Raw genomic sequence first — 22,325 nt, forward strand, 5'->3', positions numbered from 1 at the left:
TTATAATACCTCCTTAACTGCTGCTACAAAATTGTCCATTTCTTCTTTTGTTCTCTTTTCTGTTACAGCAATAATTAAACCATTGCCACATCCATCAGTAGCTTCTTTAATGCTAATTCCTGCCAAGAATCCTTTATCGAATAAAGCTTTCTTAACTTCTTCAGTATCTTTATCGAAACCAATAGTGAACTCATCAAAGAATGGTTTTTCACTAAGAACTTTAACTTTGTCTATCTTCTTCAACTCATCAAATAAATAGTGTGCTTTTTGTAATGATTGAGTTGCTACTTCTTTTATACCTGTTTTGCCGAGAAGTGATAAATAAATACTTGCAGCAAGTAAGTTAACACCTTGGTTTGAACAGATATTTGAAGTTGCTCTATCACGTTTAATATGTTGTTCTCTTGCAGACAATGTTAAAACGAAAGACCTCTTGCCATCTTCATCAGTCGTTTGACCAACTACACGACCAGGGAATTTTCTAACAAATTCATCAGTAAAGCACATATATCCCAAATAAGGTCCACCATATTGCAAGTTAACTCCGAATTGTTGAGCTTCACCAACAACAACGTCAACATTGTATTCAGCAGGTTTCTTCAATAAACCTAAGCTCATTGGATCTGCTGACATAATCAAGTAGTTTTTCTTGATTGAGTGAGTCAATTCTTCGAATTTTTTTACATCTTCGATATATCCGTAATAGTTTGGAGATTGAACGATAACTGTACCAACTTCATCAGTCATCATTTTTTCCAATTCGTCCATATCTGTTAGTAAATCTTTCATTGGTACAAATTCAACTTCAACATTTCTGTCGTGACAATATGTCATTAAGATTTCTTTTGATGAAGGATTAATTGTATTTGTACATAAAATTTTAGATTTTTTAGACTTTTGGATAGTCATCAACGCTGCTTCTGCAATAGCTGTTCCGCCATCATACAAAGAAGCGTTAGATACTGGCATACCAGTTAAGCTTGCCATCATTGTTTGATATTCGAAAATATATGATAGAGTACCTTGGCTTATTTCTGGTTGATATGGTGTATATGAAGTAAGAAATTCTCCTCTGCTTACCATAGCTGGAATAACAGATGGAACATATCTATCATAAGCTCCACCACCTAAGAAACAAACCTTGTCATCAGTAGAAACATTCTTAGCAAAAATGTCTTTGAAATATTTTCTTACTTCTTCTTCACTTTTTGCTTTTGGTATGTTTAATTCGCCTTTAAATTGAACATTTTCAGGGACATCTGAATATAGTTCTTCAAGAGAGGAAATGCCAATTACTTTTAGCATTTCCTCAATTTCTTTTTCAGTAATTGAGATGTATGGATACATTATAATTCACCTAAGAATTTTTCGTATTCATCAGCATTCATTAACTTAGATTCATCAAAGTCTTCGAATTTAACCTTAGCAATCCAGCATTCATATGGTGCTTTGTTGATATTGCCAGGTTCATCGTCTAATTCTTCATTAGCTTCTACTACTGTACAAGCAAATGGAGTGTAAACTTCTGAAGCTGCCTTTACAGATTCAACGCTTGCTACAGAATCTTCTGCATCAATTTCATCATCAACATCTGGTAATTCAACGTAAACGATGTCTCCTAAACTGTCTTGTGCATAATCTGCTAGACCGATTTGATAAACGTCTCCGTCTTTTTTAACCCATTCATGATCTTTTGTGTACAATAAATCTTTTGCTACTTCTGCCATTTTCTTTTCCCCCTATCTTCTATCCAAAAATTTTCTTTTAACAACTGTTGCTTTTGATGGTTTGTTTCTGATTATAACATCAACTTCATCACCTAATGCTACAGCTGATTTATCAACAAATGCATTTGCTAAACATACTCCAAATGTTGGAGAAAGATAACCTGTAGTTACATAACCGATAGTTTTTCCATCTTTTTGAACTTCAGCACCTTGTCTTGCGATACGTTTGCTTTGCATTTCGATACCAATAAGTTTCTTCTTAAGTCCAGCATCAACTTTTTCTTGAGTTTTTGCTTTACCAACGAAGTCGTCTTTATCCATTTTAACAGCGAATTTTAAGCCAACTTCTAGTGGAGATACCTCATCTGAAAGTTCATTTCCATACAAAGGCATTGCTGCTTCAAATCTCAATGTATCTCTACATCCAAGACCACATGGTTTAACTCCTAGGTCTTTTCCTTTTTCTAGTAACGCATCCCATAAAGCTACTGTTGCTTCAGGAGTTGAGTAAACTTCAAATCCATCTTCACCAGTGTAACCAGTTCTTGAAACTAAAACTTCGTATTCTTTAAATTTAACATTTTTTACAAAGTGATAGTATTCAATCTTAGATAAGTCATAATCAACTAATCTTTGTAATAATTCTTCAGCTTTAGGACCTTGAATAGCGATTTCACCAACAGTGTCGCTAATATTTTTTAATTCAACATCGAATTTATCCAAGTATTTAGAGATATGATTGAAATCTTTTTCTGTGTTAGCAGCGTTTGGAACCATCAAGAAATCTTCATCATTGTTTTTGTAAACTAACAAGTCATCAACCATTCCACCATTTTCGTTCAATAATAGTGAGTATTGAATTTGTCCTTCTTTACAATCAGTATAATTGTTTGTACAAACATAATTGATGAATTTCAAAGCATCTTTTCCTTTTACAGTAAATTCACCCATGTGACTAACATCGAATAGACCAACGTTATTTCTTACTGTTTCGTGTTCTGCTTGCAATCCTTCATAATCAACTGGTAGTAAAAATCCTGCGAAGTCAACGATTTTTCCACCTAATTTTTGATGTTCCTCATATAGAGGAGTTTTCTTACTCATAAGCATCTCCTTTACTCATAATCCTTTTCATAATTATTCTACCATAAATCTTATTATTTTTGTAACAAAATTTATTTTTAGATTAAATAATGAGCCTGAATTTTTTTAATTCATAAACAAACCAATCCAGGCTCTTTTTTTTAAATTTACATTCTGTTTATTACTAGAATAAACCTACAATTGAACCATCATCTAATACGTCGCATTTTTCTGCTGATGGAACTTTTGGCAATCCTGGCATTGTCATTACTGAGCCTAACAACGCTACGACAAATCCTGCACCTCTTGAGATTTTGAAATCACTTACTGTGATTGTAAATCCAGTTGGAGCTCCGATTAATTTCTTGTTATCAGAGAATGAATATTGTGTTTTTGCCATACATACTGGATAGTTGTCCAAGCCTAATTCTTTGATTTGTTTTAATTTTTTCTTAGCTTTTGCACTAAATTCTACGCCGTCTGCTCTGTAGATTTCTTTTGCAATCTTTTCAATCTTTTCTTTGATTGGCAATTCAAGGTCATAAAGGAATTCAAATTCGTTTTCTTCTTTTGTTTTGTCTACAACGTATTGAGCTAATTCGATTGCACCTTCTCCACCTTTTGCCCAAACATCACAGAATATCGCTTTAGTTCCATCTGCTTCAACCAATTCAGTTAATTTCTTGATTTCAGCATCAGTATCTGTTGCGAATCTGTTGATTGCTACAACTACTGGAACTTTGAACTTTCTCATATTTTCGATGTGACGTTTAAGGTTAGCGTATCCTTTTTCCAAAGCTTCAACGTTTTCTACTTTATAGTCTTCAGCTTCCCCGTGGTGTTTCAAAGCTTTAATTGTAGCTACGATACATACCATATTTGGGTGAAGGTCATTTCTACATTTAATGTCGAAGAATTTTTCAGCTCCTAAGTCAGCGCCGAATCCCGCTTCTGTAACTACGTAGTCGCCTAATTTCAATCCTAATTTTGTAGCAATTAGTGAGTTACATCCGTGAGCGATATTGGCGAATGGTCCACCATGAATGATTGCAGGAGTGTGTTCTAATGTTTGAACAAGGTTAGGTTTGATAGCTTCTTTCATAATTAAAGCTACTGCTCCGTCTGCCTTTATATCTCTTGCGTAAACTGGTTGTCCGTCTGTGTTGAAAGCGATTAAAATGTTTCCAACTCTTTCTTTCAAATCTTTCAAATCTTTTGCAAGACACAATATAGCCATGATTTCGCTTGCAACTGTGATTTCGAATCCGTCTTGACGCATAACTCCGTTTCCTTTAGCTCCAACGCCAATGATGATATCTCTCAATTCACGTTCATTCATGTCCATACATCTTTTTATTAAGATTTGTTTTGTATCTATTTTTAATTCGTTTCCTTGATGAATGTGGTTATCCATCATTGCACAAATTAAATTGTTTGCAGTAGTGATTGCATGGAAGTCACCAGTAAAATGCATATTAATTTCGTCCATTGGAACTACTTGTGCATATCCACCGCCGGCTGCTCCACCTTTCATACCAAAGTTAGGTCCTAGTGATGGTTCTCTTAAAACAGAAATAGCGTTTTTGCCAATTTTGTTAAGACCCATTGCTAATCCAACATTAACTGTTGTTTTACCTTCACCTGTAGGTGTTGGGTTGATACTTGTCATCAAAATCAATTTTCCATCTTTTTTGTCTTTGTTTTTTTCAAAAAGATTTAAATCTAATTTTGCTTTGTATCTACCGTATTGTTCATAATCTTCTTCAGATAATCCCATTTTTTCAGCAATAACACTGATTTTTTCCAACTTCGCTTTTTGAGCGATTTCTACATCTGTAGCCATTCACATTACCTCCAATTTTTTTAATAAGTTGTTATATTAATAACCACTAATATATTTATACCCTCCCTCAGGTAAATAATAACAAAAACCAAAAAAATTTTCAATGTTTTTGATAATTATTATCAATTTATCAAATTTTTTTTAATACCTGAAAAATAAAATCTAATTGGGTTTCTAATTTTATTCTTTTTTGAAAACAAAAAACCAATCACAAAAAATATGTGATTGGTTTAAATTTATATTATTTTATTTTTGCGGCTATTTCTTTTGCCATCTGTTTTAATCCTTGGTCGTCTTTTTCTTTCATTTTACCTTTTACTTCTACTACAGTTTCAGTTGTCTCGAATTTTCCTTCTTCAACAAATGCTTTCAAGTTTTTTACAGCTCCGCCGCTCCATCCAAATGAGCCAAAAACAGATACAACATGGTTTTTTAATTTTTGCATTTCCAATAAATGCAACAAGTTTTGCATTACTGGATATACTTGATTGTTGTATGTGCAAGAACCCAATATTAGTGATTTTTTGTCCCAACAACTTGAGATGATGTATGATGCATGAGTTTTGCTTACATCATACACTTCGATGTTTTTTACTCCTTCTGCTGCCAAATATCTCGCTAATTGGTCTGCCATTGTTTCCGTGTTTCCATACATTGAAGCATAGGCTATTACTACGCCTTCTTCAACATCGTAAGTTGCCCATTTAGTATAATCTTGTACTATTTTAGATGGTTGCTTTCTCCAGATACATCCGTGAACCGGACAAATTGTTTTGATTTCCAAGCCAGACAGTCTAGTTATAGCTCTTTGTGCCATTTGAGAGTATTTTCCAACGATATTTGTGTAGTATCTTCTAAATTCAGTTCTTCTTACTTCGTAATCAAGTTCGTCGTCAAAGATTGCTCCGTCATTTGTTCCAAATCCACCGAAAATATCTTGTGAGAATAAAATCTTATTTTCTTCGTCGTAACTTACCATTGATTCTGGCCAGTGAACCATAGCTGTTAGATAGAATGTCAGTTTTCTGTCTCCCAAATCCAATACATCGCCATCTTTTACTTCGATAAATGTTTCTGGATTTATTTCGTAGTAATCATTTAACATAGATCTTGTTTTTTTGTTACCTACGATTTTTAAGTCCGGATATAAATCCAAAATTTGTGGAATTGAACCAGAATGGTCTGGTTCTATGTGGTGAATTATTAGATAATCCAAGTGTCTTCCTTGTAAGAGTTCTTTTACATTTTCCACAAATTCGTCACTTTTGCTTACTTTTACTGTATCCATCAAGCAAGTTTTTTCACCTGTCAATAGATATGAATTGTAAGCCACGCCATAAGGTAGTGGCCACATATTCTCGAAAAATTCAGTTTGTCTGTCATTTACCCCTAAATAATACAAATTATCTTGGATTTTGATTGATTGAGTTGCCATTTTTCCTCCTAATTTATTAAAATTAATTTTAATTTACAAGTCATTTTCTCCGTATGTTTCTAAAAAATTAACCTTAGTGCCGTTTAATTCATAGCCCAAGATTCTAGATACATCGACATTTTCACTCGATTTGAATATAGAATTTTCTACATTTGCAAATCCTCTATCAGATAATTCTGAAATCAAAAGTTTGATTTGTTTTCTCATTGAACCTTCTGTTTTTTTAGTTACAGAGCAGGCGCAATCCAGAGCTTTCAATCCAGCATATTTTAACCAACTTTTAACCGATTCTTCTCTGATTAAATACATCGGTCTTATGAGTTCTATTCCTTCAAAATTATTAGAGTGGAGTTTTGGCATCATTGTCTTGTAATTACCAGAGCACAAGACATTAAGTAAAATTGTTTCTATTACATCATCGAAGTGATGACCCAATGCCATTTTGTTGCACCCTAATTCTTTTGCTTTTGAATACAATGCTCCTCTTCTCATTCTAGCACACATATAACACGGGTTGTTAGATGAGATTTTTTCGCTGACACTAAAAACATCTGTGTCGTACATATGATAAGGAATGTTTAATTTTTCGAAGTTTTCCTTTTCAAGGTTGGTGTTTTCTTCGCTGTAACCGGGATTCATTGCTATAAATTCCAATTCAAAATTATTCATTCCGTGTTTTTTTAATTCTTGAAATAATTTTGCGAGAAGCAAGCTGTCTTTTCCCCCGCTCATACAAACTGCTATTTTGTCTCCATCTTGAATCAAATCGTAATTTTTGATTGCCTTGATGAATTTAGACCAAATGTGCTTTCTGTATTTTTTTATAATTGATTTTTCAATTTCTTGTATAGTTTTTTGCATATATCTCCATTTTTTCTAAATCTATAATATTGCTTGGGACGTATCTTTCTGCAACCTCAAGGGTGATGTCTTCTCCAACGTCCAATCCTAGGCTTCTTAAATAATCATTGACAGTTTCGAAAGCCTTCGCAGGTGTGTTGTTTTCTATGCTGAGATGTGCTAACTGTACGATTTCGTGATTTCCAGTCAAAATATCTCCCAACAAATTTGCACAAGCATCATTCGACAAGTGTCCGTAATCTGACAAGATTCTCTCTTTCAGAGCCATTGGATAGCTTCCGTATTTGAGCATATCTATGTCGTGATTAGCTTCCACAAAAAAAAGATTGGAATCTTTTATTTCCTCGTAGACACTTGATTCAATAATCCCCGTATCAGTAACAATTGAGAGTTTCTTGTCGTCTTTCGAAAAAACAAATCCACAGCTATTTGCACTGTCGTGACTCGTTTTTATCGGAAGCACATCTAAATCTTTAAATTCAATGTGCCTATTGTTTTCGAAAATATATATGTTTTTGTCTTTTATTTTGCCGATTTTTGAATCCATCGCATACCACGTTTCGGCATTGGCAATGATTGGAATATCAAATCGTCTGCTCAATACTCCTATTCCTTTTATGTGGTCAGAATGCTCATGCGTAACAAAAATTGCATCTAATTCTGTCGGGTTTACATTTATACTGTCGAGCAGCTTTTCAATTGCTTTTCCGCTGAAGCCAGCGTCGACTAAAATTTTGGAGTGTTCCGTTTCAATGTATTCACTATTTCCGCTTGAACCGCTTGATAGCGAACAAAATTTAAAGCTCATCAAAAATCCTCCTTATCTTCTATTATAATTGAAATCTGATTTTTTTAAAAGCAAAAAAACGACAGCTAATTTACTAGCCATCGTTTTATTTGTAAAATTTATTTTATATTGTCGAGTATTTTTTTCTCTCGTGCATTTTCTATTTTTTTCAACAGACTAAACTCAGTTGATTCTGCTGGACTTAAAGCTCCCGCTCCCACTACAAAAGTCATAAAAATAAATGATGTTTGCGTCCAGAAAATAGTCACATCGACCATGCTGTGAATTAATACCATAATCACCATTGCGACAATCATTTTTGTGTATTTTCGTGAGTACAATGCTTTGATTTCACAAAACAATTGATAAACAATCGGAATCAACATTGCGAGACCTATCAATCCGTAATTCACAAGAATATCCAAATACAAATTGTGTGAGTGAATAATTACGCGGTCTCTTATCGTTGTGTAAATATTGTGGATTCCCAATGGTCCGACACCTATAATTAAATTCTTTTTGAAAGCTTCGATTGAGCTAATCCAAATAGATTTTCTTAGACCCATATCAAATCCTAATTTGTCGACTCTAGGTATTAAATCCATCTTTCCAAAAGCTACAACGTAAGCTAAAAATGCAATTGCAAAAGCCAAGATTAAGAATGTGTATTTTCTTTTTTTCAACATTATCGTAAGTGCGAACACAGAGACTGAACAAGATAACATAGCTCCTCTTGAATCAGTTATCAACAATGTCAAAACGCTCAACACGCCGACTACAAATGAAAATCCTCTTTCAAAAGATTCTGTCGTGAAATATTTGTACGCACAAATTATTCCCACCAATGAACAAACCATCGCATAATAATTTGCGTTGAAGAAAAACATTCCTACAGTCGTTCTGTGCAAGCTGATATATTTCATAAATTCCTGGTAATTGAACGAATTGTCTTTCAAAATTATTGAGTACTGAGTCAATGTAATCAAGAAGCAAAAAGTCGCAAAAACCATAATAATCATCATAATGTCTTCCATAAATTGTTCGGTGATGTTTTTCCTTATGAACAGAACGAATACGAAAAGCACGAGTATCCCAACTGTTGCCAAAATCCCGTATGTGTTATTGAAAATTATACTCATCAAAAATGAATACAAAATAAACAACGAGCCCAATATCGACAAATTTGATTTGTCAAATATTTCTCTGAATTTACTCTTATACACAAAATAAAACATATCCACTATCAAAACGCCGATACCAATATAAAACGGCATAAACATAGCTATTGCAGTCAAAAGAATAAACTTCTTGTCAGTTTCGTAATTCAAAATTCTATTACAAAAGCTTCTCATATATCACCTCTCAATTCTATTTTAATTTCTACCCATATAATATCAAATTTTTCTTTCAAAATGTGAAAAAACAAATTTTTTTGACAAATCGTAACTATTGTCAAAGACAAGTTATTTTATCAAAAATTCTGGGAATTTGCAATATTTTTTTTGCAAAAAAAGAGACAACTCATTCAAAAGTCATCTCTTTAAATTTGAATTATTTTATTTGTTGCCGATTGTTTCGACAATAACAGCTTTTATAGTGTGCATTCTGTTTTCAGCTTCGTCAAATACTTTTGAATATTTGCTGTAGAATACTTCATCAGTAACTTCCATTTCTGACAAGCCAAATTTTTCGTAAATTTCACGGCCAACTTTTGTTTCAAGGTTGTGGAATGATGGCAAGCAGTGTAAGAAAATTACATTAGGATTTTCAGTCATTTCGATTTTTTTCATATCAACTTGGTAATCTTTAAGCAAGTTGATTCTTTCTTCAAATTGGTCTTCTTCTCCCATCGAAACCCAAACATCTGTGTAAATTACATCTGCTCCTTTTAAATTTGTGAAGTCATCAGTTACTGTTATTTTTGCGCCTGATTCTTTCGCAATTTCTTGAATTGTGTTCATCATTTCATTTGATGGATGCAATTCTTTTGGTGCAAGATTTACAAATTCCATACCAATTTTTGCAGCTCCAATCATCAAAGAGTTCGCCATATTATTTCTGCCATCGCCGATATACACGAATTTAACTTGGTCTAAGTTTTTGTGGATATTTTCTTTTACTGTCAAGAAGTCCGCCAAAATTTGTGTTGGATGGTAAACATCAGTTAAGCCGTTCCAAACTGGAACTGAAGAATATTTTGCTAATTCTTCAACAGTTGCATGGTCAAATCCTCTAAATTCGATTCCGTCGTAGAATCTTGACAAAACCAATGCAGAATCTCTTACTGATTCTTTCTTTCCAAATTGGCTGTCATTCATTCCCAAGAATGTAACATTTCCTCCTTCATCATGACAAGCTGTTTCAAACGAACATCTAGTTCTCGTAGAAGTTTTTTCGAACAACAAAACGATGTTTTTGCCTTTCAAAGTTTCTCCTACAATACCCATTCTCTTTTTTTCTTTTAATGCTGCGCTTACATTTAATAAATGTTCGATTTCTTCTTTAGTAAAATCTTTTAGTGTTAAAAAATCTCTTCCTTTTATCATAAATTACATCTCCCTTTCAAATGGCATACTCATACATCTAGGACCCCCACGACCCCTGGATAACTCGCCTGATTTTATTATTCTTATATTTACATCAGCCTGTCTTAACAAGCCGTTTGTAACGTTGTTTCTGTCGTATACTATGACTGTGTTTGGTGCAATCGCCAATGTATTCGACCCATCGTTCCATTGTTCACGCATTTGATCGATTGTGTTAGTTCCTCCGCATCTGATGATTTTAACATCGTCAACGTTCAAATTGCTGCCCAATATTTCTTCAAGAGAGCCTTTTTGAACTTCTCTTTGTAAAACGCAATCTTTCAAGTACAATTTTTCGACAGTTAACGGACCTTCTATTAAAGGATGAACAGTGAACACCGCCTTGTCAATCATAGTGAACACAGTGTCCAAGTGCATAAATTCTCTTTTGTCTGGAATTTTAAACGACAAAACAAATTTGAAATCAGACTTTGATAACAAGTTCATTGCAAATTTGTCCACGCTTTCTTTTTGTGTCCTCTGAGAAATTCCCACAGCGACACAATCACTATTTAAAACCAAAATATCTCCGCCTTCAATGGATGTAGTTTCTGTTCTATCGTAAATTTTTTCGATGCCACTGAATCTATCGTTGTATTTGAAAATGTATTTAGCGTAGATTGTCTCTCTATTTCTAGTCACCGACCACATTTTGTTGATACTGACACAGTTACCTACAAAAGAAAACGGATCTCTTGTGAAATACAAATTAGGCATTGGATTGACAGCCAACAATCTGCCATCATCCTTTATTCCTATTTCTTCCAACCGAACACCCGACATTGTTTTAAGTATCAATTTTTTCTCATCTGAGATTTCATTTAGCAAATTTCTCAATAATTTTATTTCTTCTTTTGAATCGTTTCCACACTCTAACAAAAAATCTTCAATAAACTGAGCTTTTACATCTTTATCTTTGATTGCTTCTGCAGCCAAATCCTCAAGATACAAAACTTCAACTCCTTCTTTGCGCATAGTTTCACAGAAATAGTTATGCTCACTGATTGCATTTTCTAAATAAGGTAGTTCATCGAACAACAATTCATCCATTAAATCAGGAGTTAAATTGTTTAATTCTTCTCCTGGTTTGTGAACAATTACCGATTTTAATTTGCCAATTTCAGAGTAAATATTTGGTTTCAATATGTTGCCTCCTTAACAGATTTCCTTTTAAAATTATAACACATTTGTGCTAAATTTTAACACAAAAACATCGGATTTTTTTATGCTGTAGTGTTATAAAATTATGATAAAATTAAATATATAACAAAACAACAAGGTGATAAAATGAAAATTAGAATTGCAAATAAAAACGATTTAAAACAAATAATGAATATCGTAGACTGTGCAAAACGATATATGAAAGAAAATGAAATTGCACAATGGAGCGATGATTATCCAAACGAGGAAGTTTTCTCGAATGATTTGAAAGAAAACAGACTCTACGTTGCAGAAAAAGACGAAAAAGTTGTAGGAATGGCTGTGCTTGTATTAGATGAAGATGAGGATTACAAGAATATTGACGGAAAATGGCTTATCGACGGAAAATACGGAGTAATTCACAGAATAGCAGTAAAACCAGATTACAAATCACAAAATGTAGCAAAAAATCTGTTGGATTTCTTTGAAAATAAATTAAAAGAACTAAACTACGACTCAATAAGAGTTGACACTCATACGGACAACGAATCTATGCTTAGATTTATAGAGAAAAACGGATTTACAAAATGCGGAATTGTTTATATAAGAAAAGCTGAGAAGAGAGTCGCTTTTGAGAAACTTTTGAAATAAAAATATTGCAAACAAAAAGCAAACTCGCTTAGGAATCTATCCTAGTTGGTTTGCTATTTTTTATTAGATTTTAAATTTTAAGTATCAACTTTTGCAAAATACAAAGTATTGGTTTTTGTATCGTAGACTGCAAGAGTAAAATTCGAAGATGGACGTTTTAATATGTCCTGACTCTTATCTTCTTGTCTGTCAATTAACTTATAATATCCCTCTGAAATTTCCGGAAAGAGTGGTTTTGAATTATTATCCGTCACATAAGACGAAGTTTTTTCATCTCCATACATCAAAGTTTTCGTTGTTTTATCCAACGGAAATTTCTTCCAAGTATTATCTGATTTTATCTGATTCAAAGTGTCGTAGTTTCCAAATTCAAACGTCATAAATCTTGTTCCGTCTCCCATCGCACCGTGGTCATCGTATTTCATAATTTTATTTTCTTTAACCAGTTTTAAATTGAGCCCATCGGAAACTTCCGATTTGTCACTTTGTGCACAACTTGCCATAAACAAAGAAATCACAATCGCAAATAACAAATAGCCTATTTTTTTCATAATAACTCCTTTCAAGATTATTATACAACAAATCAAACTCTGAAAAATCAACAAAGTTTCTAATATTTGCACTAAAAAAGCACTTCTAATAGAAATCTGAATTTTTTTCCATTAAAAGTGCTATTTGAATATTATTCTTTTTTGAATATTGTAGCTTACTATGAACATCACAGCTTCTGTTATGATTTTCGCCACATAAACTTTTACACCAAAAAATGTCACAATTTTTAACACAACTGTGTTGAGTGCCAAAATCGACACCACCAAAGTTATGTATTTGATGTATTTTTTTATAACCTCATCTTTGTTTTTGAAGACGTATTTATTGTTAAGATAAAAATTCACCGTGCTAGATAACGCCCTCGCAATAATATTACAAACTATTATACTTTCTAAGCCAATTTCATAAAAGAACACCAAAAACGCAAAGTAGTCAACCAAAAAACTTATATACCCAGACGCCGAAAATTTCAAAATACTCTTGTAGATTTTGAAAGAATCTTTAAGTGCGTCGAAATGGCTGTCTTTATTTTCTTCGATGTAAACTGTTTCTATCGGAACTTGAAGTATAGAATCCGAGTCAAATTCATATAGCATATTCATCTCGTATTCATATCTGTCACCGTCTATTTTTATCATTTTATCCAACTGAGAAAAATCAAAAGCCCTAAGACCTGTTTGAGTGTCCTTGATGTATTTTTGTGAACTAGAATAAAACACAAATCTTGTAATCGTATTTCCCAACAAAGACCTCAACGGAGTATCTTTTTCGAAATCTCTGACACCTAGAATCAGTTTGGACTTGTTTTTTTCTGCAATTTCTGACAAATTCAAGATATCTTTTATTAAATGCTGTCCGTCTGCGTCGCAAGTGACGATGGTGCCGCTTTCATTCAACGACCTCAAATACTTAAAAGCCGTCTTCAAAGCCACTCCCTTTCCCATATTTTTTTTATGTTCGAGGAGAACTATATTATTTAATTTTGAAAAATCAAATTCGCAAGGCCCGTCCTTGACAACTATTATTTTAAAATTGTGAGTAGACAATTTATCGACAAGTTCAGTCAATTTATCATCGGGCTTGTAGGCAGGTATTACAACGTAGTGCATAAATCTCCTATTCATTTTCTTCTGGTTCGTAGTGAACTATTGAAACAAATTTTCCATTTTTGTCTTGAATTTTTCTTATTCTCTTGTTAAATTCTAATCTAGTCAACCACACGATTTTGTCACATCCAAGACACTGAAGCTTTATATCAGCTCCAGTTCTCAGAATTTTCCATTTATTTTCGCCACAAGGATGGCCTTTTTTTAATGTAACAATATCATTAATTTTGTATTTCATCTTCATCACCATTTTGAAAGTAACAATTCAAATCCATAGATTTTGATTTTGCTTTTTCTATAAATTTTTGCATAATTTCTCTTTGATATAAATATTGAGATTCCGGCGTGCAGCTTCCCCAAATTGTCAAAGTCATATAATTTTTGCCGATTTTTGTAATTCCAATAAGTTCGGGCTTTTTGGTAATATTTTTGTATTTTTGCATCAATTCATCTGCAATTTCATCGACAATTTCTCGATAATCATCAATAGAATATCGAAATGGAACATCTATTAAAACTTGTATCCTCTGATTTTCTTTTGACAAATTCGATACAGTGTTGATTTGCCCATTGCTAATCAAATGAATTGCTCCGTCAAATCCTTTTATCTTTGTAACTCTAAGACCGAGTTCTTGAACCGTTCCTTCAATTCCATTAATAATAACGTGGTCTAGCACTTTAAATTGGTTTTCTAAAATTATCGCCAGTCCACTTATCACATCTCGAATTATAAATTGTGCACCAAAACCAATCGCAACTCCACCGATTCCAGCCGTGGCAAGTATCTTGTCAGTCTTAACTCCGAATAAATCCAACACGTGAACTACACAGAAAAAATAAATCACGTATTTTATTGTGTTATTTAGCAATTTCGTAACAGTGATTTGTCTTCCTTCTACAGATGATTTGTTTTTTTTAATCAAAAATTTATCGAAGCAATTTGTAATGACAGTTACGACGATTTGAGTTACTACAACAATAAGCACACTGAGAATAATTTTTGCCAACAGATTCAGTTGTCCTCCCGAATTGTAGAATATCTGGTTGAATTTTTCAATGTTAAAAACTAGCATAGATTATTATTTTACCTCATTAACAAAAATGACGCCATCAACTTTAAGATACGACCAAATCTTGGCAATTGGAAGTTCTTTTTTCAAGGCGACCATTTCATCTTTTTTATCTGCGTCTAACATTATAGCTAATCCACAACTTTCGGAAATTTCCCTTGGAGTAGGGATAGTTTTTATTTCATATCCCATACTCACAAGTTTACTTTCTGTCATCATTGTAAAATTAACCGATGTAAAAGTAAGTAATATTTTTTCCATTATCTTATAATTACATTCCTATCTGCTTTTGACAATGTATCGTAAATAACATACATATTTGTAACTTCTCCAACCAAAAGTTTTTCTTTTCTGTCGTAGAAATCTAAGCAAGCCCCGCAAGTCATAATCTTAGCGCCTTTTTCTTCCAATCTCTTTAAGTCGTCAATCACTTCTGAGCCTTCAGTTGTCAAGTGAATACCATAATTGAAGAACAATAAAGTGCTAGGAACTTCATCGGATTCAGCGACAGAGTAAATGTATGATTTAATCAATGATTTTCCTAATTTTTCATCGCCGTCACCCATTTTGTCACTTGAAAAAGCCAAAACCAAATTTCCGTTAGATTTTTCAACCTTTTTTTCTGCTCCTTTTTCTTTTACGATAGTTGTTTCATAACCATAATCAGTTTCTTCGTAACTGAACTCAAATCCTTGACCATTGGCATATTTTTCAAGATTTTCAACGCAGTACATATCATCAACTTGTGTCTTAACAGTACCTTCTTCTAATTCATCAAAAACATTTTTTGTCATAATAATTGGTCTTGGACAAACTTGTCCTCTTGCATCTACAATTTCCATAATTACCTTATCCTTTCTATTTTGTTATTAAATATTAAATAAAAATCATCTTCTCCTGTTATTGATTTGAGATCGGATGCTTTAAATTCCGTAAACTTATCCTTTACAAACATAAAATACCCATTTCGATTGTACAATAAGCAGTTTTTATTGTTTGAGTAAATTTTAAGCGAGTCATCTACTGGAGTTTGTGTCACAAAGTTCAAATCGCAATCGTAAACAAGCAACTGATTTGTTTTTGTCACGACAAAAATATTGTTCTCAGAAATGCCCACTTCTTTTGTCCCATCAAAAGATGCGGATTTTACTATCTTGGATTTGTCAAAAATCTTGATATAACCATCAAACACAACGACTAATTTATCGTTGACATACTTCATTTTTAAAATCGGCTCGTCAATAAAAATATTTTTGTAGACAAGGCCTTTTTCATCATACATATAAATTTTCGAAAAAAGTCTTCCTTCTCTTTTTCCAATAGTTGAGAATGAATAGTTGGACTCATTTGACGCTATTAAGCTAGACACTTCATCCTTCAATTCAAAATTATTCAATATCTTCATATCACTCACTATTGAAAATCCATTCGAATAATCCACTATTATGTGTTTTTTATTGGCAAAAATATACGATATATCTGATTTGAAAGATATTTTTGATTTTATTTCTCCTTTTGTATTATATTGCAATAAATCTTTTTTATCAATCAAATACAAAAATTTGCCATCAAAATAATACGGTTTTTTGTCATCGTAATCTTTTTTTAAATTCAGCTCATCATTCTTGTACAAAAATATTTTATTGTCTTTTTTGGTAACTACTATGCCGTTTTTCAAAACAGTGCTGTTTCCAGTATTTATGTTGTAGATATCTTTTTTTGAAAAAAGAAAAAACAAAACAACGCACAACAAAATTATAAATAAGCCAATAAATATATAATTGATGTTTTCTTTAATCTTATTCATTATTCCCACCAAAAACATCGAGAACTTTCATCCTTGTTTTGTAAAGTTGGTCGTCTTTTACCAAAACTGTCACTATATCGCCAGTTCTCAGTACGCTGTCACCATTTGGGACGAACTTTTCTCCATCGGAGTCTATTTCTGCGATAAGTGCATTTTTAGGAAAATCAATGTCCTTTATTTTTTTATTTGATACATTGTTATCGTAGCCTAATTTTACATCGAACATCGTGAACTCGTCGTTGACACCCGTGCCTACAACTTTTTTATTAAGCATCCTCTTCAATAAAATATCGTAGATAGGTTCATAATTCAAAGCTTTGCATATAAAATACGCCATAATTGAGCAAAAAGCCAATCCCAACAAGTGCGTCATATTTCCATTGAGTTCCAACACGAGTACCACGCTCAATAACGGACTTCTAACTACAGCTGTCAGTACGCAAACCATAGAAAGCACGACAAAATTAGATAGATAAATGTCCTTCACAACATTAAAACTGTGCAATAAGTTGAAATAAAATAATCCCGTGATTCCTCCAAGAACCAGAACCGGAAGGAAAATTCCTCCTTGTGTTCCAGTAGCATACGATGTAGATGTCATAAACAATTTGAAAAACAGCAATAACGCTAAAACTCCAAGTGTGTAGTGGTTGTTGGACACCATTTTTTCGATGAATGAATGACCTCCGCCGAGTATGTCTTTGTAAAACAATCCAACTATTGAAACAAAAGAGAAAAATATCGCAATTTTATAATCTTGTTTTATTTTAATCTTTGAAAAAATATCCTGAAAAAAGCAAATCGAGTAATTAAACAATTTTCCAATCAAGCAGCAAATTATTATCATCGGGAAAATCAAAAAGTAGTACTTAGTCGGAAGTGTTTGCGTCATTCCCAGTGAAAATACGGGTTTTATTTTAAAAATCCACACCGCTATAACATCAGCAATCACTGCCGCACAGAAACTTATTGCCACGACTTTTTTGGAAAAAGATTTGTGAAGTTCCTCCAAAGTAAAAACAAGTCCTGATATCGGTGCAGAAAAAGCCGCCGCCAATCCCGCTGCTGCACCAGCTGTTAGGAATAATTTTTCTTGCGTCTTGTCCTTTCCAAATTTCTCGGAAATCCACTTTGCACTGCTTGCTCCCAATTGAATAGACGGACCTTCTCTTCCAAGAGACAAGCCCACCAATGATGCGATTGCCCCTCCGACAATTTTTGAAACTGTTACTCTAAAGCTATTTTGATTAAAAGCCCCTATCAACTCTCCTTGAACTTGTGGAATACCGCTACCACCAGAAAGAGGAGCCCATTTTAGCAATTTACTAACGCAAATTCCAAGCGCAAAGGAAACAGCTATTATGATAATCGACTGATATATGTTTCTATCAGAATAAATAGTGTTTCGCAAAATCTCCAATTTGCTCAACAGATATCTGTAAAAAACAGCCAATCCTCCTGAGAAAATCCCAACAGATAAGCTCGATAAAAAAAGCGACATAGATGAGCCCATTTTAAGTCTTTTTTTCATTAACCAATCACACTTTCTAAAAATTCTCTGAATCTGTCGACATTGTAGGTAACTGAAATGAAAACATCAATGCCATCTCCTTCGACAAGATTATTTTCACAATCCATTTTTATATTCGTCTGTGCGTAAATTAAATGGTCTTTTTTCGAGTAGGCGTACAGCAAGAACAAATCTTCAAGCAATTTTGTCGAATCCTCTGCAAACATTTCGTCCAAAATATTCGAATAATCATTTTTGTTGAAAGTTTCATTTGTGAGCAAAAACAAACTCTTTCCTTTGAACAATTCAAGCATTGAATCGTTTGATTTTATGTATTTGTCATATACAAATATATCGTCTACGGAATTTAACGATTCAATATTTTCTTCAAAAAATTCAGACAAAAATTTTAGATTGGAAAAATTGAGCAAGTCAATATTTTTGAAATCTCCCAAAAATTTGGAGAGAACAACTTCATTGTCACTCATTAAATCTTTCAAAAAAACCACTTCGACATCCCAATTCAAATCATCCATAAAATCCAATATTGAATTATTAACATCAGATTCAATAGTTACAAGAGCTATTTCAAAAATTTCAATGTCGTACATTATTCTCAGTAAATCTATCGCCTGTGAGCTGGAATTAAAATTCACCCATAGCTTCTTATAATCTGTTTTGTTAAATTTCTCCATTAATACATTATCTCCATAATTTCTTTATAATTAGAATATATACTATAAATAGTGGAATACCACTTATGTGTAATCTAATTATAACAAAACACATAATATTTTAAAAATTAAATGGAGGAAATATGGATTACAATTTGATAAACACAGAATTATCTCAACTTTTAAGAGAAACTTATCGTAAAACAGATGCGCTTTTAGCACCAATATCTGATAAACATGGATTGACTATAATGAAGGTTAAAACTTTATTTGAATTGGAAAAAAGTGATGATTTGACAATTGGAGATATCGGAGTTCTAGTTGGAATGGCTGGTGGAAATATTTCTAATTTGTGCAAAGCATTAGAAAAAGAAGGATATGTTTCGAGAAAAAGGTCAGACAGAGATGAAAGAATCGTAACTGTTCGTTTGACAGAAAAAGGAAAGAAAATAATCGAAGAAATAGTTTCTGAAATTTCTGAAAAATACAAAAGTCAAGTTAAATTAACAAAAGAAGACTACAACAATATAATTAAATCTTTGAAGTTACTAAACGAAAAATTAAACGTAGAATTAATATAGTGTGAAAATATGAAAGAAAACAAGCAACCTAAAAAGAAGATAATTATCTATTATCTGTTAGCTATAGTACTTTACGCTGTTGTGGCCGGCTTGCTTTTCCCTACATTTTCCAAGACGAAAGAAGAAGAAGTTCCTTATAACAAATTCATCGAAATGCTTGAAAACGGAAAAGTAAAAGAGGTCAAAATCCTTGAAACAAATATCACTTTCAAACCAAAAAACAACAACAACGTAATCTACAAGGCGGGACTAATTAGAGATGAAAAATTAGTTGACCGATTGTTGTCTAGCAAGGTTCAATTTTCGAGCGATATTCCTAGCAAATATGCCCCATTAATTTCTATATTTTTGCAATTTATTTTACCGTTCATAGTTATATTTGGTTTCTTGCAACTTGCAATGAGCCAAGCAACTAAGAAAATGGGTGGAAACGCATTGCAATTCGGAAAGAGCAATGCGAAAATCTACGTAGAAAGTAAAACAGGTAAGAAATTTTCAGATGTAGCAGGTCAAGAAGAGGCAAAGGATGCTTTGCTAGAAGTCGTTGACTTCTTGCATGACCCGAAAAGATACAATGAAATTGGGGCGGTTTTGCCGAAGGGAGTTCTTCTTGTAGGTCCTCCTGGAACCGGTAAAACTTTGCTTGCTCAGGCAGTTGCCGGTGAAGCAAAAGTTCCTTTCTTTTCTATGAGTGGTTCAGAATTTGTCGAAATGTTTGTCGGATTAGGCGCTAGTAAAGTTCGTGATTTGTTCAAACAAGCCACGGAAAAAGCTCCTTGTATCGTATTTATTGACGAGATTGATGCAATCGGCAAAAGACGTGATACTGCTGGATTTTCTGGCAATGACGAAAGAGAACAAACATTAAACCAATTATTGAATGAAATGGATGGTTTCAGCGGAAATTCTGGAGTTGTTATTTTAGCAGCTACAAATAGACCAGAAATTTTGGATCCAGCTTTGACTAGACCGGGAAGATTTGACAGACAAATTCCTGTTGAGCTTCCAGATTTACAAGGACGTATTGACGTTTTGAAAGTTCACGCTCGCAAAATCAAAATTGAAAGGGATATGGATTACAAAACAGTCGCTCTGATGACAGCCGGAACAAGTGGAGCTCAATTGGCAAATATCGTCAACGAAGCGGCACTAAGAGCTGTAAGAATGGGAAGAAATATCGTAACACAAGAAGATTTGATAGAGTCGGTTGAAGTTGTAATAGCTGGTCAACAAAGAAAAGGCACAGTTATAACTCCAAAAGAAAAGGAACTAATCGCCTACCACGAAGTTGGTCACGCATTAGTTGCGGCAATGCAAACTCATTCGAAACCTGTGACAAAAATCACAATAATTCCAAGAACAAGTGGAGCGCTGGGCTATACTATGCAAGTCGACCAGGAAGAAAAATTCCTTATGGATAAGGATGAGTTGTTCACAATGATAACAACATTGACTGGTGGAAGAAGCGCTGAAGAAGTGGTGTTCAACACTAGAACTACTGGTGCTAGCAACGATATCGAAAAGGCTACGAAAATCGCTCGTGCTATGGTAACTCAGTACGGAATGACTGACGAATTTGATATGATGAGTTTGGAAACGACCGAATCCAAATATCTCGGAGGTTCCAGCAGAATTATTGCAAGTGAACACAAGGCTGGACAGATAGATAATAAGGTAGAATCCATAATAAAAGCCGCTCACGAAAAAGCCAGAAATATTTTGATTGAAAACATCGACAAGCTCCACGAAATTTCAAAATATTTGCTCGAAAAAGAAACTATCACAGGCGAAGAATTTATGGAAATTCTAGCTCTTAAAGACGACGAACAATCTGATGAAGTAGAAAACAAATCAGAAGCTGAAAGCAAATCAGAAGTAGAAAACAAAACTCAAATCGACGACATAAGTTCGCAATCGAAAACCTCCGACGAGTGTTTGAACAAAGAATCTCAAAAATCAGATGAAAGTTTGAACCAATAAATTTAAACGAATTTTAAATTTAATATTTTGCAATAAAAAACTAGCTTTTAATTATGAGACCATCAAAATTAAAAATTTTGTGGTTTCCTCATCATAAGCTAGTTTTTTCGTTTTATAAGTTTTCTAATTTTTCAGTAATATTTTCAAGATAATTTTTGTCAACCTCGCTTATCTTTCCAGTTTCGGTTAATCTTGAAATTTCCGGATTGATTGGAAGTTTACAAATAGTATCTATGTTTTCTTCATCGGCGATTTTTTCAACTGTGCTAGTTCCGAAAACCTCGATGTGTTTTCCGCAATCTGGACATTCCATATAGCTCATATTTTCGACCAGTCCAATTACTTTCTTGCCCATCATTTTCGCCATATGCAACGCTTTTTTGACGATTATTTCAACAAGTCCCGATGGAGACATAGCCACAACAATTCCTTTGATTGGAATAGATTGGAATACTGTCAATGGAACATCGCCAGTTCCCGGTGGCATATCTATGAACAAATAATCCAAATCGCCCCAGTTAACATCTTGGTAAAATTGTTTAACAACTCCTGCAATTACTGGTCCTCTCCAAATAACTGCATCATCGTCTTTTGGTAGCATCAAATTCATTGATACGATTTTAATGCCTTCTGATGTCAAAACAGGATTTATGTGGCCCTCAGAGTCAGCTGTAGCTTTTTCTGTCAATCCGAAATATTTTGGAATAGATGGTCCTGTAATATCTCCATCCATTATTCCAACTTTGTATCCTTTTTTTGCCATTTCATTTGCCAGCAAACAAGTCACAAGGCTTTTTCCTACCCCGCCTTTTCCGCTTACGATACCAATTATATTTTTTATGTCGCTTCCCGTATTTGATTCAATCAAAAAATTAGGAACTTTTCTTTCTGTCATAATTTCACCCCATTTAAAATTATATTTAAATATTCTCA

23 protein-coding genes are annotated in these 22,325 nt (G+C 33.4%); 3 read left to right on the forward strand and 20 right to left on the reverse strand.

The window, feature by feature from the left end; genetic code table 11:
- The 10 genes from gcvPA to Q0X02_RS04090 form a co-directional block, all read right to left on the reverse strand.
- On the reverse strand, positions 1-1,347 hold the full coding sequence (gene gcvPA / locus Q0X02_RS04045; protein WP_297811935.1) for an aminomethyl-transferring glycine dehydrogenase subunit GcvPA: 1,347 nt from the start codon (positions 1,345-1,347) through the stop codon (positions 1-3).
- The gene (gene gcvH, locus Q0X02_RS04050; protein WP_297811938.1) at positions 1,347-1,727 is read right to left on the reverse strand and encodes a glycine cleavage system protein GcvH; all 381 of its coding nucleotides are present in this window, start codon (positions 1,725-1,727) and stop codon (positions 1,347-1,349) included. Before gcvH ends, gcvPA begins: the two co-directional genes overlap by 1 nt.
- Positions 1,728-1,739: 12 nt before the next feature.
- Complete coding sequence (gene gcvT / locus Q0X02_RS04055) at positions 1,740-2,837, reverse strand: glycine cleavage system aminomethyltransferase GcvT (protein WP_366094003.1); 1,098 nt, start codon at positions 2,835-2,837, stop codon at positions 1,740-1,742.
- A 157-nt stretch (positions 2,838-2,994) separates the two neighbouring features.
- Positions 2,995-4,653 (reverse strand): formate--tetrahydrofolate ligase, encoded by a 1,659-nt coding sequence (locus Q0X02_RS04060; protein ID WP_297811943.1) that lies wholly within the window; start codon positions 4,651-4,653, stop codon positions 2,995-2,997.
- A 241-nt stretch (positions 4,654-4,894) separates the two neighbouring features.
- A complete protein-coding gene (locus tag Q0X02_RS04065) occupies positions 4,895-6,088 on the reverse strand; it encodes an FprA family A-type flavoprotein (protein ID WP_297811946.1) in 1,194 nt (397 codons plus the stop codon).
- A gap of 33 nt (positions 6,089-6,121) precedes the next feature.
- The gene (locus Q0X02_RS04070) at positions 6,122-6,949 is read right to left on the reverse strand and encodes an ATP-binding protein (protein ID WP_297811948.1); all 828 of its coding nucleotides are present in this window, start codon (positions 6,947-6,949) and stop codon (positions 6,122-6,124) included.
- Positions 6,924-7,757: an MBL fold metallo-hydrolase gene (locus tag Q0X02_RS04075; protein WP_297811951.1), complete on the reverse strand. Its 834-nt coding sequence runs from the start codon at positions 7,755-7,757 to the stop codon at positions 6,924-6,926. Before Q0X02_RS04075 ends, Q0X02_RS04070 begins: the two co-directional genes overlap by 26 nt.
- A 98-nt stretch (positions 7,758-7,855) precedes the next feature.
- On the reverse strand, positions 7,856-9,088 hold the full coding sequence (locus Q0X02_RS04080) for an O-antigen ligase (RefSeq protein WP_297811954.1): 1,233 nt from the start codon (positions 9,086-9,088) through the stop codon (positions 7,856-7,858).
- A 204-nt stretch (positions 9,089-9,292) separates the two neighbouring features.
- On the reverse strand, positions 9,293-10,282 hold the full coding sequence (gene argF, locus Q0X02_RS04085; RefSeq protein WP_297811957.1) for an ornithine carbamoyltransferase: 990 nt from the start codon (positions 10,280-10,282) through the stop codon (positions 9,293-9,295).
- 3 nt (positions 10,283-10,285) lie between these two features.
- Positions 10,286-11,464 carry an arginine deiminase gene (locus Q0X02_RS04090; RefSeq protein WP_297811960.1) on the reverse strand — a complete coding sequence of 393 codons (1,179 nt, stop codon included), beginning with the start codon at positions 11,462-11,464 and terminating at the stop codon, positions 10,286-10,288.
- Between the two features lie 144 nt (positions 11,465-11,608).
- On the opposite strand from Q0X02_RS04090, the gene Q0X02_RS04095 reads away from it, so the two are divergent.
- Positions 11,609-12,112 carry a GNAT family N-acetyltransferase gene (locus Q0X02_RS04095; RefSeq protein WP_297811963.1) on the forward strand — a complete coding sequence of 168 codons (504 nt, stop codon included), beginning with the start codon at positions 11,609-11,611 and terminating at the stop codon, positions 12,110-12,112.
- Between the two features lie 77 nt (positions 12,113-12,189).
- Here the strand turns inward: Q0X02_RS04095 and Q0X02_RS04100 are convergent, their stop codons facing one another.
- The 9 genes from Q0X02_RS04100 to Q0X02_RS04140 form a co-directional block, all read right to left on the reverse strand.
- On the reverse strand, positions 12,190-12,663 hold the full coding sequence (locus tag Q0X02_RS04100) for a hypothetical protein (protein WP_297811966.1): 474 nt from the start codon (positions 12,661-12,663) through the stop codon (positions 12,190-12,192).
- Between the two features lie 120 nt (positions 12,664-12,783).
- Positions 12,784-13,773 (reverse strand): bifunctional glycosyltransferase family 2/GtrA family protein, encoded by a 990-nt coding sequence (locus Q0X02_RS04105; protein ID WP_297811968.1) that lies wholly within the window; start codon positions 13,771-13,773, stop codon positions 12,784-12,786.
- A 7-nt stretch (positions 13,774-13,780) separates the two neighbouring features.
- Complete coding sequence (locus Q0X02_RS04110; RefSeq protein ID WP_297811972.1) at positions 13,781-14,014, reverse strand: DUF951 domain-containing protein; 234 nt, start codon at positions 14,012-14,014, stop codon at positions 13,781-13,783.
- The gene (locus Q0X02_RS04115) at positions 13,992-14,843 is read right to left on the reverse strand and encodes a mechanosensitive ion channel family protein (protein ID WP_297811975.1); all 852 of its coding nucleotides are present in this window, start codon (positions 14,841-14,843) and stop codon (positions 13,992-13,994) included. Before Q0X02_RS04115 ends, Q0X02_RS04110 begins: the two co-directional genes overlap by 23 nt.
- A 6-nt stretch (positions 14,844-14,849) precedes the next feature.
- Positions 14,850-15,101, reverse strand: coding sequence for a DUF3343 domain-containing protein (locus tag Q0X02_RS04120; protein ID WP_297811979.1), 252 nt, complete (start codon positions 15,099-15,101; stop codon positions 14,850-14,852).
- Entirely contained in the window at positions 15,101-15,682 is a 582-nt protein-coding gene (gene yedF / locus Q0X02_RS04125) for a sulfurtransferase-like selenium metabolism protein YedF (protein WP_297811982.1), read from the reverse strand. The genes Q0X02_RS04120 and yedF overlap by 1 nt, the downstream gene beginning before the upstream one ends.
- Positions 15,683-15,684: 2 nt before the next feature.
- A complete protein-coding gene (locus Q0X02_RS04130) occupies positions 15,685-16,647 on the reverse strand; it encodes a hypothetical protein (RefSeq protein ID WP_297811985.1) in 963 nt (320 codons plus the stop codon).
- Positions 16,640-18,178: a ClC family H(+)/Cl(-) exchange transporter gene (locus tag Q0X02_RS04135; RefSeq protein ID WP_297811989.1), complete on the reverse strand. Its 1,539-nt coding sequence runs from the start codon at positions 18,176-18,178 to the stop codon at positions 16,640-16,642. The genes Q0X02_RS04130 and Q0X02_RS04135 overlap by 8 nt, the downstream gene beginning before the upstream one ends.
- Positions 18,178-18,852, reverse strand: coding sequence for a hypothetical protein (locus Q0X02_RS04140; protein ID WP_297811992.1), 675 nt, complete (start codon positions 18,850-18,852; stop codon positions 18,178-18,180). The genes Q0X02_RS04135 and Q0X02_RS04140 overlap by 1 nt, the downstream gene beginning before the upstream one ends.
- Before the next feature lie 122 nt (positions 18,853-18,974).
- Here Q0X02_RS04140 and Q0X02_RS04145 point away from each other — a divergent pair, with 122 nt between their 5' ends.
- Entirely contained in the window at positions 18,975-19,412 is a 438-nt protein-coding gene (locus Q0X02_RS04145) for a MarR family winged helix-turn-helix transcriptional regulator (protein WP_297811996.1), read from the forward strand.
- Positions 19,413-19,421: 9 nt separating this feature from the next.
- Positions 19,422-21,392: an ATP-dependent zinc metalloprotease FtsH gene (gene ftsH / locus Q0X02_RS04150; protein WP_297811999.1), complete on the forward strand. Its 1,971-nt coding sequence runs from the start codon at positions 19,422-19,424 to the stop codon at positions 21,390-21,392.
- 112 nt (positions 21,393-21,504) lie between these two features.
- Here the strand turns inward: ftsH and Q0X02_RS04155 are convergent, their stop codons facing one another.
- Entirely contained in the window at positions 21,505-22,287 is a 783-nt protein-coding gene (locus tag Q0X02_RS04155; RefSeq protein WP_297812002.1) for an Mrp/NBP35 family ATP-binding protein, read from the reverse strand.
- Positions 22,288-22,325 lie beyond the last annotated feature (38 nt).

The sequence above is a fragment of the uncultured Finegoldia sp. genome (assembly GCF_947252345.1).
Lineage (GTDB): Bacteria > Bacillota > Clostridia > Tissierellales > Peptoniphilaceae > Finegoldia.

Coding starts and splice junctions, on each gene's coding strand:
- gcvPA (WP_297811935.1), bottom strand. CDS start 1,347: ATGTATCCATACATCTCAATTACTGAAAAAGAAATTGAGGAAATGCTA.
- gcvH (WP_297811938.1), bottom strand. CDS start 1,727: ATGGCAGAAGTAGCAAAAGATTTATTGTACACAAAAGATCATGAATGG.
- gcvT (WP_366094003.1), bottom strand. CDS start 2,837: ATGCTTATGAGTAAGAAAACTCCTCTATATGAGGAACATCAAAAATTA.
- Q0X02_RS04060 (WP_297811943.1), bottom strand. CDS start 4,653: ATGGCTACAGATGTAGAAATCGCTCAAAAAGCGAAGTTGGAAAAAATC.
- Q0X02_RS04065 (WP_297811946.1), bottom strand. CDS start 6,088: ATGGCAACTCAATCAATCAAAATCCAAGATAATTTGTATTATTTAGGG.
- Q0X02_RS04070 (WP_297811948.1), bottom strand. CDS start 6,949: ATGCAAAAAACTATACAAGAAATTGAAAAATCAATTATAAAAAAATAC.
- Q0X02_RS04075 (WP_297811951.1), bottom strand. CDS start 7,757: ATGAGCTTTAAATTTTGTTCGCTATCAAGCGGTTCAAGCGGAAATAGT.
- Q0X02_RS04080 (WP_297811954.1), bottom strand. CDS start 9,088: ATGAGAAGCTTTTGTAATAGAATTTTGAATTACGAAACTGACAAGAAG.
- argF (WP_297811957.1), bottom strand. CDS start 10,282: ATGATAAAAGGAAGAGATTTTTTAACACTAAAAGATTTTACTAAAGAA.
- Q0X02_RS04095 (WP_297811963.1), top strand. CDS start 11,609: ATGAAAATTAGAATTGCAAATAAAAACGATTTAAAACAAATAATGAAT.
- Q0X02_RS04100 (WP_297811966.1), bottom strand. CDS start 12,663: ATGAAAAAAATAGGCTATTTGTTATTTGCGATTGTGATTTCTTTGTTT.
- Q0X02_RS04105 (WP_297811968.1), bottom strand. CDS start 13,773: ATGCACTACGTTGTAATACCTGCCTACAAGCCCGATGATAAATTGACT.
- Q0X02_RS04110 (WP_297811972.1), bottom strand. CDS start 14,014: ATGAAGATGAAATACAAAATTAATGATATTGTTACATTAAAAAAAGGC.
- Q0X02_RS04115 (WP_297811975.1), bottom strand. CDS start 14,843: ATGCTAGTTTTTAACATTGAAAAATTCAACCAGATATTCTACAATTCG.
- Q0X02_RS04120 (WP_297811979.1), bottom strand. CDS start 15,101: ATGGAAAAAATATTACTTACTTTTACATCGGTTAATTTTACAATGATG.
- yedF (WP_297811982.1), bottom strand. CDS start 15,682: ATGGAAATTGTAGATGCAAGAGGACAAGTTTGTCCAAGACCAATTATT.
- Q0X02_RS04130 (WP_297811985.1), bottom strand. CDS start 16,647: ATGAATAAGATTAAAGAAAACATCAATTATATATTTATTGGCTTATTT.
- Q0X02_RS04135 (WP_297811989.1), bottom strand. CDS start 18,178: ATGAAAAAAAGACTTAAAATGGGCTCATCTATGTCGCTTTTTTTATCG.
- Q0X02_RS04140 (WP_297811992.1), bottom strand. CDS start 18,852: ATGGAGAAATTTAACAAAACAGATTATAAGAAGCTATGGGTGAATTTT.
- Q0X02_RS04145 (WP_297811996.1), top strand. CDS start 18,975: ATGGATTACAATTTGATAAACACAGAATTATCTCAACTTTTAAGAGAA.
- ftsH (WP_297811999.1), top strand. CDS start 19,422: ATGAAAGAAAACAAGCAACCTAAAAAGAAGATAATTATCTATTATCTG.
- Q0X02_RS04155 (WP_297812002.1), bottom strand. CDS start 22,287: ATGACAGAAAGAAAAGTTCCTAATTTTTTGATTGAATCAAATACGGGA.